The 15046-nt window shown below is 70.1% G+C and carries 14 protein-coding genes; 6 read left to right on the plus strand and 8 right to left on the minus strand.

Translation table 11 applies throughout. From position 1 onward, the window contains the following. Positions 1-142: 142 nt before the first annotated feature. Entirely contained in the window at positions 143-964 is an 822-nt protein-coding gene (locus POF73_RS03145; protein ID WP_272112841.1) for a L,D-transpeptidase family protein, read from the minus strand. A 161-nt stretch (positions 965-1125) separates the two neighbouring features. Here POF73_RS03145 and POF73_RS03150 point away from each other — a divergent pair, with 161 nt between their 5' ends. The 3 genes from POF73_RS03150 to leuE all read left to right on the plus strand — a co-directional run bounded on the left by POF73_RS03150 (position 1126) and on the right by leuE (position 3863). Beyond that, complete coding sequence (locus tag POF73_RS03150; RefSeq protein ID WP_272112842.1) at positions 1126-2706, plus strand: acyl-CoA mutase large subunit family protein; 1581 nt, start codon at positions 1126-1128, stop codon at positions 2704-2706. A gap of 93 nt (positions 2707-2799) precedes the next feature. Continuing rightward, the gene (locus POF73_RS03155) at positions 2800-3261 is read left to right on the plus strand and encodes a hypothetical protein (RefSeq protein WP_272112845.1); all 462 of its coding nucleotides are present in this window, start codon (positions 2800-2802) and stop codon (positions 3259-3261) included. Beyond that, a complete protein-coding gene (gene leuE / locus POF73_RS03160; RefSeq protein ID WP_272112846.1) occupies positions 3213-3863 on the plus strand; it encodes a leucine efflux protein LeuE in 651 nt (216 codons plus the stop codon). The genes POF73_RS03155 and leuE overlap by 49 nt, the downstream gene beginning before the upstream one ends. A gap of 86 nt (positions 3864-3949) precedes the next feature. On the opposite strand, the gene POF73_RS03165 is transcribed toward leuE, so the two are convergent. Further along, positions 3950-5413, minus strand: a complete 1464-nt coding sequence (locus POF73_RS03165; RefSeq protein ID WP_272112847.1) for an FAD-dependent oxidoreductase — start codon at positions 5411-5413, stop codon at positions 3950-3952. Positions 5414-5486: 73 nt separating this feature from the next. Between POF73_RS03165 and POF73_RS03170 the strand changes: the two genes are divergently transcribed. After that, positions 5487-6137 (plus strand): TetR/AcrR family transcriptional regulator C-terminal domain-containing protein, encoded by a 651-nt coding sequence (locus POF73_RS03170; RefSeq protein ID WP_272112848.1) that lies wholly within the window; start codon positions 5487-5489, stop codon positions 6135-6137. Positions 6138-6146: 9 nt separating this feature from the next. Here POF73_RS03170 and POF73_RS03175 read toward each other — a convergent pair whose 3' ends face one another. The 3 genes from POF73_RS03175 to POF73_RS03185 all read right to left on the minus strand — a co-directional run bounded on the left by POF73_RS03175 (position 6147) and on the right by POF73_RS03185 (position 8553). Next, on the minus strand, positions 6147-6644 hold the full coding sequence (locus tag POF73_RS03175; protein WP_272112849.1) for an RICIN domain-containing protein: 498 nt from the start codon (positions 6642-6644) through the stop codon (positions 6147-6149). A gap of 114 nt (positions 6645-6758) precedes the next feature. Then, positions 6759-7652, minus strand: a complete 894-nt coding sequence (locus POF73_RS03180) for a helix-turn-helix domain-containing protein (protein ID WP_272112851.1) — start codon at positions 7650-7652, stop codon at positions 6759-6761. 13 nt (positions 7653-7665) lie between these two features. Next, positions 7666-8553, minus strand: coding sequence for a helix-turn-helix domain-containing protein (locus POF73_RS03185; RefSeq protein ID WP_272112852.1), 888 nt, complete (start codon positions 8551-8553; stop codon positions 7666-7668). Between the two features lie 246 nt (positions 8554-8799). Here POF73_RS03185 and POF73_RS03190 point away from each other — a divergent pair, with 246 nt between their 5' ends. Together POF73_RS03190 and POF73_RS03195 are read left to right on the plus strand one after the other, a co-directional pair. Next, complete coding sequence (locus tag POF73_RS03190; protein ID WP_272112853.1) at positions 8800-9786, plus strand: glycosyltransferase family 2 protein; 987 nt, start codon at positions 8800-8802, stop codon at positions 9784-9786. Next, on the plus strand, positions 9783-11126 hold the full coding sequence (locus POF73_RS03195) for an alpha-2,8-polysialyltransferase family protein (protein WP_272112854.1): 1344 nt from the start codon (positions 9783-9785) through the stop codon (positions 11124-11126). Before POF73_RS03190 ends, POF73_RS03195 begins: the two co-directional genes overlap by 4 nt. Positions 11127-11235: 109 nt before the next feature. On the opposite strand, the gene POF73_RS03200 is transcribed toward POF73_RS03195, so the two are convergent. The 3 genes from POF73_RS03200 to POF73_RS03210 form a co-directional block, all read right to left on the minus strand. Further along, a complete protein-coding gene (locus tag POF73_RS03200; protein WP_272112855.1) occupies positions 11236-12396 on the minus strand; it encodes an acyltransferase family protein in 1161 nt (386 codons plus the stop codon). Positions 12397-12570: 174 nt separating this feature from the next. Continuing rightward, positions 12571-13938 (minus strand): polysialyltransferase family glycosyltransferase, encoded by a 1368-nt coding sequence (locus tag POF73_RS03205; protein ID WP_272112857.1) that lies wholly within the window; start codon positions 13936-13938, stop codon positions 12571-12573. Beyond that, positions 13938-14918, minus strand: coding sequence for a glycosyltransferase family 2 protein (locus POF73_RS03210; protein WP_272112914.1), 981 nt, complete (start codon positions 14916-14918; stop codon positions 13938-13940). The genes POF73_RS03205 and POF73_RS03210 overlap by 1 nt, the downstream gene beginning before the upstream one ends. Positions 14919-15046 lie beyond the last annotated feature (128 nt).

Raw genomic sequence — 15046 nt, forward strand, 5'->3', positions numbered from 1 at the left:
GGCGCTGATGAGAGTGAGCCGACTGGTCATCGGCCGTCGCACAGAGCCGGGGTTCCCCCCGTACCTGCGGCTCGTGCATCGGCGCGGGCGGGACACGTTCCCCCGGTCCCGCCCGCGCCCCATCTCTTCAGTGCCCCGTGCCTCACCAGTGGACGACGACCTTGTCGCCGTCCCGCACCTGGGCGAACATCTCCGAGATCGCCCGCTCGTCCGCCACGTTGACGCAGCCGTGCGAGGCGCCCGCGTACCCCCTGGCCGCGAAGTCGGACGAGTAGTGCACCGCCTGGCCGCCGCTGAAGAACATCGCGTACGGCATGGGCGAGTCATAGAGCGTCGACACATGGTGCCGGGACTTCCAGTAGATGCTGAACACACCCTCCCGAGTCGGGGTGTACTCCGCCCCGAAGCGCACCGGCGCCGTCAGGACCGTCCGCCCGTCGACCATCCAGCGCAGCGTCCGGCTCGACTTGCTGATGCACAGCACCCGGCCGGTCAGGCACCGCGCGTCCGGCTCGTCGGCCGGCTGCCCGCCCATCAGGTACAGGTCCCATTTGCCGGGTTCACGCGTCATCTTCAGCAGCCGCTGCCAGGTGGCCTCGTCGGTCCTCCCCGTCTTCGGTAGCCCGCGCTTGCCCTGGAAGCCCCTGACCGCCTGCTCGGTCAGGTCGTCGTACGTCCCGGTGGGCCCGTCGAAGAGCCAGGCGACCTGCCGGAGGCGGGCCTGGAGCTCGCGTACGTCACGGCCGGTGTCGCCCCGCTGCCAGAGCACGGCGGATGCCGCGGCCGGGGGCGTGGTGCCCGGCTTGTCGTCGCCGGGCGGGGAGGACTTCGGGGACGGGCTGCGGTCCGGCAGCTCTATCCGGATCGGCGAGTGCCGCTCCTTGCCGGAGGCCTGCACCGTGCAGCCGCTCAGCAGCACGGTGAGCGCGGCGCCCGCGGCGAGTACGGCGTTCCTGCTTCCCATCCCCATGCTTTTGGTACGCATCCCGACCCCCGGCGTCTCACACCGACCACCCCGATGTCACCTGAGATGTTCCCCGCGCGTGACCGGTCGCGAACTACGCGGCATGGTTGAACTCAGGGGACGACCCGGTGAGCGGGGGTCCCGACGCGGGAGGCGGCACCATGGCGCGCGAGTCGGAGTCCGGACTGCCCATCGAGCCGGTCTACGGACCGGACGCGCTGACCGGCTGGGACGCGGCCGAGAAGCTGGGCGAACCCGGCTCGTACCCCTTCACCCGGGGCGTTTACCCCACGATGTACACCGGCCGTCCCTGGACGATGCGCCAGTACGCGGGCTTCGGCACGGCGCGGGAGTCGAACGCCCGTTACCGCGACCTGATCGCGCACGGCACGACGGGCCTGTCGGTCGCCTTCGACCTGCCCACCCAGATGGGCCACGACTCCGACGCCCCGATCGCGCACGGCGAGGTCGGCAAGGTGGGCGTGGCGATCGACTCGATCGACGACATGCGGGTGCTGTTCGGCGGGATCCCGCTGGACCAGGTGTCGACGTCGATGACGATCAACGCCCCGGCCGCGCTGCTGCTCCTGCTGTACCAACTGGTGGCGGAGGAACAGGGAGTCCCGGCGGACCGGCTGACCGGCACGATCCAGAACGACGTGCTCAAGGAGTACATCGCGCGCGGCACGTACATCTTCCCGCCCAAGCCCTCCCTCCGTCTGACCGCCGACATCTTCAAGTACTGCAGGGCCGAGATCCCGAAGTGGAACACCATCTCGATCTCCGGCTACCACATGGCCGAAGCGGGCGCGAGCCCCGCGCAGGAGATCGCGTTCACCCTGGCGGACGGCATCGAGTACGTCCGCACGGCGGTCGCCGCCGGCATGGACGTCGACGACTTCGCACCCCGCCTGTCGTTCTTCTTCGTCGCCCGTACGACGATCCTGGAGGAGGTCGCCAAGTTCCGCGCGGCGCGCAGGATCTGGGCCCGCGTGATGCGGGACGAGTTCGGCGCGCGGAACCCCAAGTCCCTGATGCTGCGCTTCCACACCCAGACGGCGGGTGTGCAGCTGACGGCCCAGCAGCCCGAGGTGAACCTCGTGCGGGTCGCCGTCCAGGGCCTGGCGGCGGTCCTCGGCGGCACCCAGTCCCTCCACACCAACTCCTTCGACGAGGCCATCGCGCTCCCGACGGACAAGTCGGCCCGCCTGGCCCTGCGCACCCAGCAGGTGCTGGCCTACGAGACGGACGTGACGGCGACGGTCGACCCCTTCGCGGGCTCGTATGTCATCGAGAGGATGACCGACGACGTCGAGGCCGCGACGGTCGATCTGATGCGGAGAGTCGAGGACCTCGGTGGAGCCGTTGCGGCCATCGAACACGGCTTCCAGAAGAACGAGATCGAACACAGCGCCTACCGGATCGCGCAGGAGACGGATGCCGGCGAGCGGGTCGTGGTCGGCGTCAACCGCTTCCAGCTCGATGAGGAGGAACCGTACGAACCCCTCCGCGTCGACCCCGCCATCGAGGCCCAGCAGGCGCAACGGCTCGCGAAACTCCGTGCGGAGCGCGACCAGGCCGCAGTGGACTCCGCACTGGCCGCCCTGACGAAGGCCGCCGAGGGCCAGGACAACGTCCTGTACCCGATGAAGGACGCACTCCGGGCCCGGGCGACGGTGGGCGAGGTGTGCAACGCGCTGCGGGAGGTGTGGGGGTCCTACGTGCCCTCGGATGCCTTCTGAACTGGGATTTCCCGGAAAATCCGGGAACCGGCCGGCGGCCGGGAGCGTTCTGTCCGGCACACCGGCACACCGGCCCGTTGCCAGGAGGCGCACATGGGCATCGAGAAGTTCGGCCGTCCCAATTCCGAACTACCGCGGACACAGCCGCAGCACAAGAAGAAGCCGTCGGACCTGCAGCCCGTGTTCGGGGTGCGGCCCGGTACGGAATTCAGGGGGAAATCCGGCCCGGAGCCGGCGGCCCCGCTGGTCCGACTGACCGTCCCTTGCTACGTCGACTGGGTCGTCCTGCCCACCAAGCCGATCACCGGCGTCGTGAAGCTGCTCACCGATGCGGTTCGGGGCGACCGCCCCAAGCCGTGGCTGGACCTCGCCCAGGGGCAGTTCGTGGGCGGGGTCTGCCATCTGGATCCCTTCCCGCTGGTCGTCCGAAGCGGCCGGGGCCGGGGCCGGGCCCAGGACGTGAGACACGTCGGACGGCTGTCGTACCCGCGTGCGACACTCCCGACATGCTCGGCGTCATCGATCTCCCCACCTACTTGGCAGGACTTGTCCTGATCGTCCTGCTCCCCGGCCCCAACTCCCTGTACGTGCTGTCCGTCGCCGCCCGGCGCGGTGTGCGGGCCGGGTACACCGCCGCGGCCGGCGTGTGGTGCGGGGACACCGTGCTGATGACGTTGTCGGCGGCCGGAGTCGCCTCGCTGTTGCAGGCCAACGCCGTTTTGTTCGGGATCGTGAAGTACGCCGGGGCCGGGTATCTGACCTGGCTGGCGATCGGGATGATGCGAGCCGCCCTGGGGATGTGGCGGGCTCGGCGGGAGACGGTCGTCGAGGAGGCCGCCGATGCCGGTGCCGCCGACGAGCGGCCCTACCGCCGCGCCTTCGTCATCAGCCTCCTCAACCCCAAGGCGATCCTGTTCTTCGTCGCCTTCTTCGTGCAGTTCGTCGACCCCGGGTACGCCTACCCGGCGCTGTCGTTCGTCGTCCTCGGCGCGTTCGCGCAGCTCGCGAGCTTCCTGTACCTGACCGCGCTGATATTCAGCGGCACAAAGCTGGCGAGTGCCTTCCGGCGGCGCAGGCGACTGTCGGCGGGGGCGACCTCGGCGGCCGGGGCGCTGTTCCTCGGGTTCGCGGTGAAGCTGTCGCTCGCCGGTGCGTGACCGGGGACCAGGGGCCAGTGCGTGACCTGGACCAGGGATGGCGCCCGGTGCGTGACCTGGGGCCAGGGACAGCGCCGCGTGCGTGACTAGAGGCCCGCTCGCCCGACGTACTCCCGCAACCCGTCGCTCGTCTCGCCCGCCCAGCCGACATAGCCGTCCGGCCGCACCAGGAACAGGCCCGTCCTGTACGACTCCTGCACCTCTCCCCGGACCACATTGACCGAGTCCGGCAGCCCCGGCAGCTCCGGCGCCTCCACCCCGACCGCCACCAGCGTCCAGTGCGGCCCCCGGAACGCGTCGAAGAGGCGTACGCCGCCCAGGGTTCCGTCGGGGGCGCGGTCACCCGCCCGCAGCGGACCCGGGGTCGCCCGTGTCTCCTCCGTGAGCGTCGACTCGCGGTAGCCCAGGGAGAGTTGGCGGGTCGCCTCACCGCGGCGGACCTCGCCGCGGTGGACGCCGGTCGACAGACCGAGCATGTCGGCGGCGATGGGGCGCCGTTCCGCCTCGTACGTGTCGAGCAGCGCCGCGTCGGCCCCGCCCCGCAGGACCGCGCCCAGCTTCCAGCCCAGGTTGTAGGCGTCCTGGACGCTCGTGTTCAGGCCCTGGCCCCCGGCCGGTGAGTGGACGTGCGCGGCGTCCCCCGCGAGGAACACCCTCCCGTCCCGGAACCGGTCCGCCAGGGCCGCCCGCGGCCGGAAGTCCGAGGCCCAGCGGACCGCCGTCACATCCTCCGGGGCGAGGTGGGAGCGCGCGGCGACCACCTTGCGTATGCCCTCCGGTGAGACGTCGACCCTGGCCCCCTCCGGGAACTGGGCCACGACCTGGAAGTCCTCGGTCCCCGCGAGCGGACAGACGGCGAGGTAGCCGTCGTCCTCGGCGCCGTCCTCCCCGCGCGGCGGGAAGATGTGCCAGTTGTCCCGGTCCAGGCCCGTGATCCGGACGTCCGCCACCAGGATCGGGTTCGGGTCGACGGTCTCCCCGGTCATGCCGATGCCGAGAGCCCGCCGCAGTGCCGAACGGCCGCCGTCGCCCGCGACGACGTACCGCGCGCGGACGCTCTCGCCGGCCGCGAAGCCGACCGTCACCCCGTCCTCGTCCTGCGTGATCCCGACGGCCTCCCGGCCGAACGCGACCTTCCCGCCCAGCTCGGTCAGCCGCGCGAAGAGGATCTCCTGCGTCCGCCACTGCGGCACCATCCACGGCTCGGCGGCGTACGGCGAGTCCGCCGTCGCCTCGGCCGGATCGAACATCTGGTGCTCGCCCACCCGCTTGCCGTCCTGCCAGATCATCCCCACCGGATAGCTGCCGCCCGCTGCGCGGATCGCGTCGAGCACGCCCAGGTCGTCGAAGACCTCCATCGTGCGCGGCTGGATGCCCTTGCCGCGTGACCCCGGGAACAGCCCGTCGGCCCGCTCCACGACCAGCGCGTCCACCCCGCGCCGGGCCAGGTCGATCCCGAGGGCGAGGCCGGTCGGGCCCGCGCCGACGATCAGGACGTCGACGTCGGCACGCATATCGGTACGCAGCTCGGAGCGCATGTCGGTACGCATCGGGCAATCCCCCTTAACGTTGTTAAGTGCTGTCGGCTACGAGCGTGCCCTTAACGCCGTTAAACTGTCAAGCGTGACCACCGAACGCCGAGCACCCCTCGACCGCGGCCGCGTTGCCGACACCGCCCTCAAGCTGCTGAACGAGGTCGGCCTGGACGGGCTGACCCTGCGCGCCATCGCCCGGGAACTGGACGTCAAGGCGCCGGCCCTGTACTGGCACTTCAAGGACAAACAGGCGCTGCTCGACGAGATGGCGACCGAGATGTACCGCCGGATGGTCGCCGGGACGGCCCTCGATCCCGCGGACACCTGGCAGGAGCGGCTGCTCAGGTCCAACCGCGGACTGCGCGCGGCGCTGCTCGGCTACCGCGACGGCGCGAAGGTCTTCAGCGGCTCACGCTTCACCGGCATCGAGCACGCCGAGCAGATGGAGGCCAACCTGCGCCTGTTCACGGCCGCCGGTTTCGCCCTCGGCGACGCGGTCCGCGCGACCTCGACGACGTACTTCTACACCCTCGGTTTCGTCACCGAGGAACAGGGCGTCGAGCCCATGGCGGGGGAGCGCCGCGAGGGCTACGACGTGGACGAACGCGCCCGCCTGATGGCCGACTATCCCTTGTCGGCTCAGGCGGGCGCGGAGATCTTCGCTGACTACGACCGGCACTTCGAGGAGGGGCTGGCGGTGGTGATCGCCGGGATCGGGGCGCGGTACGGGGTCAGGTGAGGGGCGCGGTCACGTGTGGCTGCCGATCCACGTGAAGTAGCTTCCGGCGACCGGCGATCCGGCGAGCGAGCTGGTGTAGACGGCGTCCCTCTCGGTGGGGCTCGTCCGCAGGAAACCGCTCGAACCGTTGCCCTCGCCCTCGTTGTAGAGGGCCCGGTCGGAGCCCCGGTAGTACCACCACTGGTCAGGGGCGGCGCCACAGGTGCTGGTCCACACGGCGTTGACGGAGTTCTTGAAGTCGGTCGTCAGGCATTTGCCGGTTTCCCGGTTCTTGAGCTGGAGGTACTGGCCATGACCGGAGCCGACCCAGTCCCACTGCTGCCGGTTCGAGCCCTGACAGGTCGTGTGGTACGCCACCCCGCTGTCGCCGGCGGTCAGGCAGGTGTTCCACGCGCCGTTCTCGAACGTCCAGTACGTGGCCGCCTGTGCGGACGACGGGAAGATCATCCCGGCGCCCACGGCCAGCGTGCTCAGCGCGGTGACGGTGGCAAGTCGCAGCTTCTTCATCACGAAATCACGAACCTCTCTCCGAAGAGCGGGAAGTGAACCGATGGAGCGGGAGTGAAGCGATCAACAGCATTGCCGCCTGTGGCTGTTGGGGTCTTGGCGCTCAGAGCACACTTATGTGGCAATCCGTCCACCGGGGGCACAAGCCTGCCGCCGGAAGTCCGTCGGCGCGATGCCGTACACCGCCCGGAAGGCCCGGGCGAAGTCGGTGGCCCGGGCGAAGCCCCAGCGTGTGGCGATGACATGAACCGGTGTGGCCGCCTGGGCGGGGTCGGCGAGGTCGAAGCGGGCGCGTTCCAGGCGCCGGCGGCGGATGTACGCGGCGACGGTCTCCCGTTCGGCCTCGAAGAGGCGGTGCAGATAGCTGAGGGAGATGCCGTGCGCGGCGGCGACGGCACGAGGGGTCAACTCCGGGTCGGACAGGTGGCGTTGGGTGAACGCCATGATGCGCATGGTCAAGGGACGACCGGTGTCGGTGCTGGCGCTGCTGTCGGCGTCGGCGTCGGGGGAGTGGGACAGCAGTGCCGCCACCATGTTGCCCAGGACCGTCCCGAGGCGCGGTCCGTCCGAGGGCTGAAAGGTGCCGGTGTCCTCCGTCAGCCGTGTGAGCAGACGGGCCAGCAGGGCGCCCGCGCGGCCGGCGATACGGCGCCCCACCATCCGGTCCGCCTCGTCCGGCGGCAGCGGAAGCAGCGCCTCGGGGAGCGCGATACCGACGGCGCTGATCGGGCCGCCGCGCAGCTGGAGCGGTCGTACGCGGTCGTCGCAGTAGAAGTCGCCCGCGCCCAGGACGGTCTCGCGGCCCTCGTGGAGGATCGTCGCCTCGCCGTGCAGCAGCAGGACCAGGTGGAGGCGGCGGGTGGCCGTCCGTCGGACGGGGGCCAGGGCCCGTGGGAACTGCGGCGGACAGGTCACGGACCACACCGATGCCGCACCGTATTCGACGAGCCGTACGTGTTGCCGGACGGAGGCGGGGTGGTGGCCGTGGACCCGGGTGAGTCCTCCCATGGTGTCCCGGCCCTCAGCCGCGGGGCGCCCGGAGGGCCTGGTGGCGCCAGTCCCGTGGCGGCATGCCGTACGCGGCGTTGAAGGCCCGCGTGAAGGCCGAGTGCTCCCGGAATCCGCAGTCGGCCGCGATGCGGTTCACCGGAGTGTCCCGCAGCCGCGGGTCGGCGAGCGCACGCCGGGCCCGCTCCAGGCGTCGGCGGCGGATCAGCTCGGTGACGGTGGTGTCCCGGCTCCGGAAGAGACGGTGCAGATAGCTGACGGAGATGTGGTGGGCGGCCGCGATGTCCCGGGGTGAGAGGTCCGGGTCGGACAGCTGGTCCCGGACGAACGCCTCGATGCTCAGCAGCAGGGTTCTTCGACGGGACTCCTCCGGCAGCCGCGGGCCGGTGTCCAGATGGTGGGCGAGCGTCGCGGCGAGCAGGTCCAGGGTCACCGTGCTCAGCCGGTCGACGTCGGCGGTCGTACGGGGGGTGCCGTCGGCGGCCAGGTCCCCGAGGAAGTGCGTGAGCAGCGCACCCATGCCCTCCTGGCCAGGTAACCGGGTTCCGAGCAGCCGGTCGGTGTGCCGGGCGGACAGGGGCAGCAGGGTACGCGGCACATGTGTGCGCACCAGCGTGACCGTCCCCGGACCGGCCGTCCGCAGGCTGAACGGACGCGAGCTGTCGTAGAACGCGAGATCACGCTCGCCCAGCAGGGCCTCGCGCCCGGCCTGGGCCACCACAAGCGCGCCCCGGCGCGGGAAGACGACCGAGCACAGTTCCGGGTCCGTCTGCCGGATCATCGCCGGGGTGCGCGGTACGAGGGACGGCGGGCAGGTCAGCTCGACGATCTGCACCGGGCCGAGGTCGAGTGCCCGGGCCGTGGCCCGGCAGGGTTCCGGGTCCGGGTCGGTGCCCCGCATCGGATGGTCGCGATGGTCTCTGTGGAAAACGGTCGTACACATACATTCCCCCCGGGTTCTGTCGAGTCGTATCGAACACCCGAGCGGGGATGGTAAGCGCTGTTGGTGGCGGGCACATGGACGCGGGAAAGGGGGCGCCGTCCGGTTACTTTTCGTTCACCTGGAAGTTGGCAGGGAGTTGAGATCCGGCGTCGAACATCTCCTACGGTCGCAGGGATCCCGTCCGGAGAGAGCCCAGGTGTACGCGTGACCAACCGCCCCCCGACACTGTCCGTGATCGTCCCGTGCTACAACATCGAGTCCTATGTCCCCGAGACCGTGACCAGCCTGGTCAACAACGAACGGGACGACTTCGAGTTCATCTTCGTCGAGGACCGGTCCACGAAGGACAAGACGTACGAAGCGCTGCTGACGCTGACGAAGAGACTCAGGAACAGCCGGGTGATACGGCACGAGCAGAACGGCGGCCTGGCCACCGCGCGCAACACCGGGATCGACGCCTCGGAAGGCCGCTACCTCACCTTCCTCGACGGCGACGACTGGCTTGCCCCCGGCTATCTCGCGGATCTGGTCGACGCCGTCGAACGGTTCGACGTCGACTTCGTACGCACCGACCACGTCCAGGTGACGGGCATCGAACGGGCCGTGCACCGCGCCCCCGAGGGACGCCGGCACACCCCGCTCGACCCGCGCACCTCGATCCTGCCGGTCGACGACACCACCATGGTCGACTACCCCTACGCCTGGGCCGGCATCTACCACCGCCGCCTCCTGGACAAGGGCATGCTGCGCTTCCACGACGGACTGAAGACCGCCGAGGACCGCCCCTGGATCTGGGACCTGCACCGCAGGGCCGACTCCTACGCCGTCGCCAGCCTGCGCGGCGTTTTCTACCGCCGGGGCGTGGCCAGCTCGCTGACCCAGATCGGTGACGTCCGGCAGCTGGACTTCTTCCGCTCCTTCGACCTCGTCCTCGCCGAGCTCGCCGACGACCCCGAGGTGGGCCGCCTGCGCAAGAAGGCGCTGCGCAACTACTGCGTCGTCATCGCCCACCAGCTGCTCAGCCGCGGCCGGTTCGAACGCAGCATCGCGGCCAGACTGAAGCAGATGGCCGCCGAGGCGCTGGGCAGGATGTCGGAGGAGGAACTGGAAGAGGCTCTCGTCGGGATGGGCGAGGAGCGCGTGTACATGCTGCGCCGGATACGGGGCGGCATGAAGGGAGTGGCGGCATGATCCAGATCTTCTTCTCGGCCACGCAGTACGCGGCCGCGACCGTCACCGCCGCCATACGGGCCGGCCAGTTCGGCCCCCGCGAGGGCGTCCGCCGCATCCTCGTCGTCAGCAACACCGCCGCGATCCCCGAGGTCGGCACCCCGCTGGACCGGATGGCGGGGTTCGAGAAGCTGCGCCCCGAGTTCGACGAGGTGCGCTCCTGGAACGACTTCATCTCCCCGCACCACCCGGCCGGCTGGTCGCCGCGCGGCCAGGACACCCTGCTGTGGGAGAAGGCCGTACGCCTCGCCTGGAACCTGGGCGACGAGCCCGTCGAGATCGCCTGTGAGTCCATCCAGGCCAACCCCTCCCGCGCGGTCGCCGACATCTTCGCGGACAGCCCGATCCATGTGTACGCGGACGGCCTGATGAGCTACGGCCCCACCCGCAACCGCATCCCGCACGGCATGAGCAGCCGCATCAAGCGCGTCCTCCACCTGGACCTGGTGCCGGGCCTGGAGCCCATGCTCCTGGCCGAGTACGGCGTACCGCCCGAGGCCGTCCCGAACGACGCGATCGTCGACGTCCTCGCCCAGATCGGCGAGTCCGGCGCCGGCATCCTCGCCGAGCGCCTTCCGGCGGACAACCCGCCCACCGCCGTCCTCCTCGGCCAGTACCTCTCGGCCATCGACCTGATCACCCAGGACGAGGAGGAGCAGCTCCACATCCGCTTCCTGCGTGCCGCGGCCCGGGCCGGTCACCGTGACGTCCTGTTCAAGCCGCACCCGAGCGCGCCCGCCGTCTTCAACGAGTCCCTGGAGGCGGTCGCGAAGGAACTCGACGTCCGGCTCACGGTGCTGGGCGAGCCCGTCCTCGCCGAGACCGTCTTCGCCTACCTCAAGCCGAAGCTCGTCGTCGGCTGCTTCTCCACGGCACTCATGACCGCCGCCGCCTTCTACGGGATCCCCGTCGCCCGCGTCGGCACCGAGCTGCTCCTCGAACGCATCACGCCGTACGAGAACAGCAACCGCATCCCGCTGACCATCATCGACGCGGCCCTGCCCGACGCCGAGAACGCCGAGCTGGGCTCCCCGCTCGAACTCGCCGGGATGGCCGAGGCCCTGGCCCCGCTGGTGCGCAGCGTCGGCTTCTGCATGCAGTCCCGCAAGCACCACGCCCTGCGCGACGAGGTCACCGCCTGGCTCGGCGCCAACCTGGCCCAGTACCAGCGCTACTTCAAACGCCGCCGCCTCACCAGCCTGCGCCTCCCCGGCGGCAGCCCGGTCCGCGCGGAGGCGCTGCGCAGGCACCCGGCGGTCCGCAAGGCGGTACGTCAGCTGCGGCAGACGACACGGAAGTAGCGGACGGTCCCGAAAGGCGTTTGGTGGGGAGGCGCGCAGCGCCCCCCCACCAGGGGCGCGGGGAACTGCGCGACCAGCCCCCACGAAGCCGCACCCGAACCACGGCCCCCTAACGCAGCCGCACCGCCGGAAGCGCTCGCTTCAGCTTCGGCCCGAACGGCCGCTCCACGAACCGGTGCATCAGCCAGGCCAGCAGCAGCAGACTGCCCACGGACAGCGCCAGCGTCGGATAGGAGCCGAGGCCCAGGCCCCGGTGCAGCACCCGGATGAAGAACCAGCCCAGGTGCTCATGGATCAGATAGAAGGGGTACGTCAGCGCCCCGGCCACCGTCAGCCAGCTCCAGTTGGCCCAGCGCATCCAGCCCAGCGCCACCACCGCCACGGCGGCGAAGGCGCAGAAGACGATGGCCTGGATGACCAGCGGATTGCGATGGAACTCGCCCTGCGCGCCCGGGTGCCACAGCGCCGTCACCGAGTAGCGCTGACCCAGCAGGAACGACATGCCGACGATCCCCCACAGCAGCAGGTCACTGCCGAAGCGGTGGATCAGATACAGGGCGAGACCGCCGATGAAGAACGGGGCGTGGTCGCGCATGACCAGCTCGTCGGTGAGCGGGTTGTCGGCGACCCGGGCGAACGCGCCGGCCAGCGTCCACAGGATGCAGAAGGTGACGACCCGCTTGTAGGTGACGCCCTTCCAGATGACGAACAGGGCGAAGAGCACGTAGAACTTCAGCTCCACCCAGAGCGTCCAGCACACGCCCAGGACCCGCGGGACGCCCAGCGGCTGCTGCATCATCGTGAGGTTGACCAGCAACTCGTCCGGCCGGAGCGGGTGGACCACGACCGGCAGGAGCACCGCGGCGCCGGTGACCATGACGATGGCCACCCAGTACGCCGGGAAGAGGCGGGAGATCCGGGAGCGGAAGAAGTCGCCGAGGCTGCGGCCCCAGCTGCTCATGCAGATCACGAACCCGCTGATGACGAAGAAGAACTGCACACCGAGGCTGCCGTAGGTGGAGAACTGCGACAGCGTCGGGAACATCGCTCCGGGGGACTGGTGCCAGGAGTTGGCCACCTCGCCGTTCTTTCCGGTGAAGTGGTACATGCACACCATGAGCGCGGCCACCAGCCGCAGCCCGTCCAGGGCGCGCAGCCGGTTCTCCCTGCGGGGCCGGACAGGAGGCCGTTCGGGCTGTTCGGCGAGGACCTGGTCCAGCCGGGGGGCCGGGGGCGCCGGCGGTGCCGTGGCCTGGTCAGCCGTGCTCATCCTGGGACCCTTCTCCTGGGAGTCGCGAGGTGCGTTCAGTCGTACGTGTCGGCTGTTGCCGATTAATACGACGACCGAACGCTATGTCCCTCGGACGGGTGAAAGGTGAGTGACGGCTGACGCTCAGGGAGCGCAAAGGTGTCACACGGATGAACAACCACCCCTTGTTTCTGTCTACTTGCGGCCGGTCACCTGCTTCAGCGCCCGCGCCCGGCGCGCCAGTCGGCGCACGGTCGCGTTGCGCGGGATGAAGGAGAGCTGGGCCGGTACGGCGCCGGGCAGTGCCAGCGAGGTCAGGCGCTTGCGCTTGAAGTAGCGCCAGGTGTGCGGGTTCAGATGCCGGGAGAGGTAGGCCTCGGCCGCGCCGCGCAGCCCCGGGTAGATCTTGGGCTGCATCGCGAACCCGACCGCCCTGAGCAGCGCGGCCAGTTCGTCCACCCGCTCGCGCGAGGGCATCGCCCAGCCGTTCACCGCGGCGGCGTCCGCGATGTCCGGCAGCAGTGCGTCGACGATGGTCAGCGGCACCCGGTTGCTGTTCTGGTACGGCGTGAGCCGGGCCAGCACGGCGTCGGTGCCGACCCGCGCGACCGGGACGCCGTACAGACCGGCGGCGGTGAACAGCGCGGTCGAGAAGCAGCCGACGACCAGGGCGGGGCGCATGCGCTGGAAGGCGACCTCGGCCAGCACGGGGCGGTCCAGCAGGGTGAGTTCGGCGCCCAGCTCCTTCGCCTCGTCCTCCAGGAGCCGCGACCAGCGGGCCGGGGCGACCGGGTGCGGCTTGAAGACGAGCCTGCGATGGCCGAGCGCGACGGCGCCGCGCACCATCTGCAGATGCAGGTCCTCCTCCTCGGCGTCGGTGAGGATGCCGAGCGCGCTGAGGTACTGACCGAGCAGCAGCGCCGGCTGGTCACCGTCGACCGCCGCCGACAGGGGCGTCAGCTCGGTCTCCGCCTCGGCGAGTTCGCCGAGCACCTTCAGGAACACCTCGGACGGCACCAGCTCGGACGGGACGCCGAACTCGGTGAGCAGCAGCGGGGTGAGGCCCGGGACGAGATCGAGGTGCAGCAGCCGGCCGATCCGGGTGCCGACCAGCGGGTCGATCTTGTCGCGCGTGGGGCCATAGCTTATGAGGCCGTCCGCGTAGGCGTCGACGGGAGCGCCGGTGAACAGCTGGCACAGCGCCAGGGCCGGGTTGACCTGGACGGACTCGACGGCCAGCTGGATCTCGTCGTCGCCGAGGTTCCACAGCAGCCGTACGTACCGCTCCCACATGGGGATGTCGTTCTCGCGGGGAGACCAGCCACTGGGGTGGAACGGGGAGATGGTCTCGTTCCAGGACAGCACCTCGTCGAAGCGCCCGCGCAGTTGGGCGAAGCCGGGCATCGCGTCGACGGACGGGGTGATCTCGGGGTTGGCCGCGTTGTTGGTGACCAGCAGGATCCGGCGGTCGGCCGGTTCGAAGAGCCCGGCGTCCAGGGCGGCGGCCAGGGTCGCGGCGCCGTACAGCGTCGAGGCGCAGAAGATCTGGGTGGTGCGACGCATCAGGCGGCCACCGTCCGGGCCCCGACCGCCCTGCGGCGCACCCGCCGCAGCCGGGCCGCTCGCTGCGCGTCCATCGAGTCCATAACCTCCGCGAGCACGTCCTGCGGCATTCTTTTCAGGGCGGCGGCGCTCATCGAGCGCAGTTTTCGAGCCACTGCGGGTTCGAACCTCTCGATTTGTCCGAGATGATGAGCCATGATCGCGCAATAAGTGCGCACGGCTTTCGGCAGCAGCTTATCGGCCTCGGGGTCAGCCGCGGTTTCCATGATTACCTGGTCGAACGCACGAATGAAATCCAACTGCCGGACATCACCGATCTGGGTGAGAGACGACGCCACGCCGCGTCGGTAGTAGACGCCGAGCAGTCCCACCGCGGCGAAGGATTCCGCCTCCCGGTGCAGTCTCCAGATCCACGGCCGGTCCTCGGCGGTGCGCAGCCCGTGCGTGAAGTGCAGGATCCCGCGGTCGACCAGCCGGCGGTGGTAGATGCCGGCCCAGGCGTACGCGTAGTCCACGGACGTCGACCGGTCGGCGGGCAGGATCGCCTCGCGCGGGTTCATCACCGTCCAGCGGCGGCCGTGCGGCACCCGGTGGATGCTGCGCGCCCGGCCGGTGCACTGCACATGGTCGGTGCGCACGAAATCGCAGTCCAACTCCTCGATGGCGGACAGGAGTTGAGGGAAGTAGCCGGGCGCCAGCCAGTCGTCGCCGTCGAGGAACGTCAGGTACTCGCCGCGCGCCTTGTCGATCCCGGTGTTCCGCGCGGTGGCCAGCCCTCCGTTCTGCTCGTGTCTGACGAGCACCGCGCCCGGCAGCTCGCGCTCCGCGCGCGCGAGGATGTCCGGTGTCCCGTCCGTCGAGCAGTCGTCGACGAGGATGAACTCGAAGTCCTCACGTGTGTTCGCACGCAGGCTCTTCAGGGTGTCTGGTGCGTATTGCTGCACGTTGTAGAACGGCACGATGACGGAGAGCTTGACCACGTGAGGGACGTTAGGGGGCGGTCCGGCACCCGTCTTTACTCGGAGCTTGATGTCAGGTGAACGACACGTGGCGATGCCGTGAACCAGGCTTTTTTTCAACCCTTCCGGACCCCGATTCGCCGTTCGGC

It is taken from the genome of Streptomyces sp. HD (assembly GCF_028369295.1).
Taxonomy (GTDB): Bacteria; Actinomycetota; Actinomycetes; order Streptomycetales; family Streptomycetaceae; genus Streptomyces.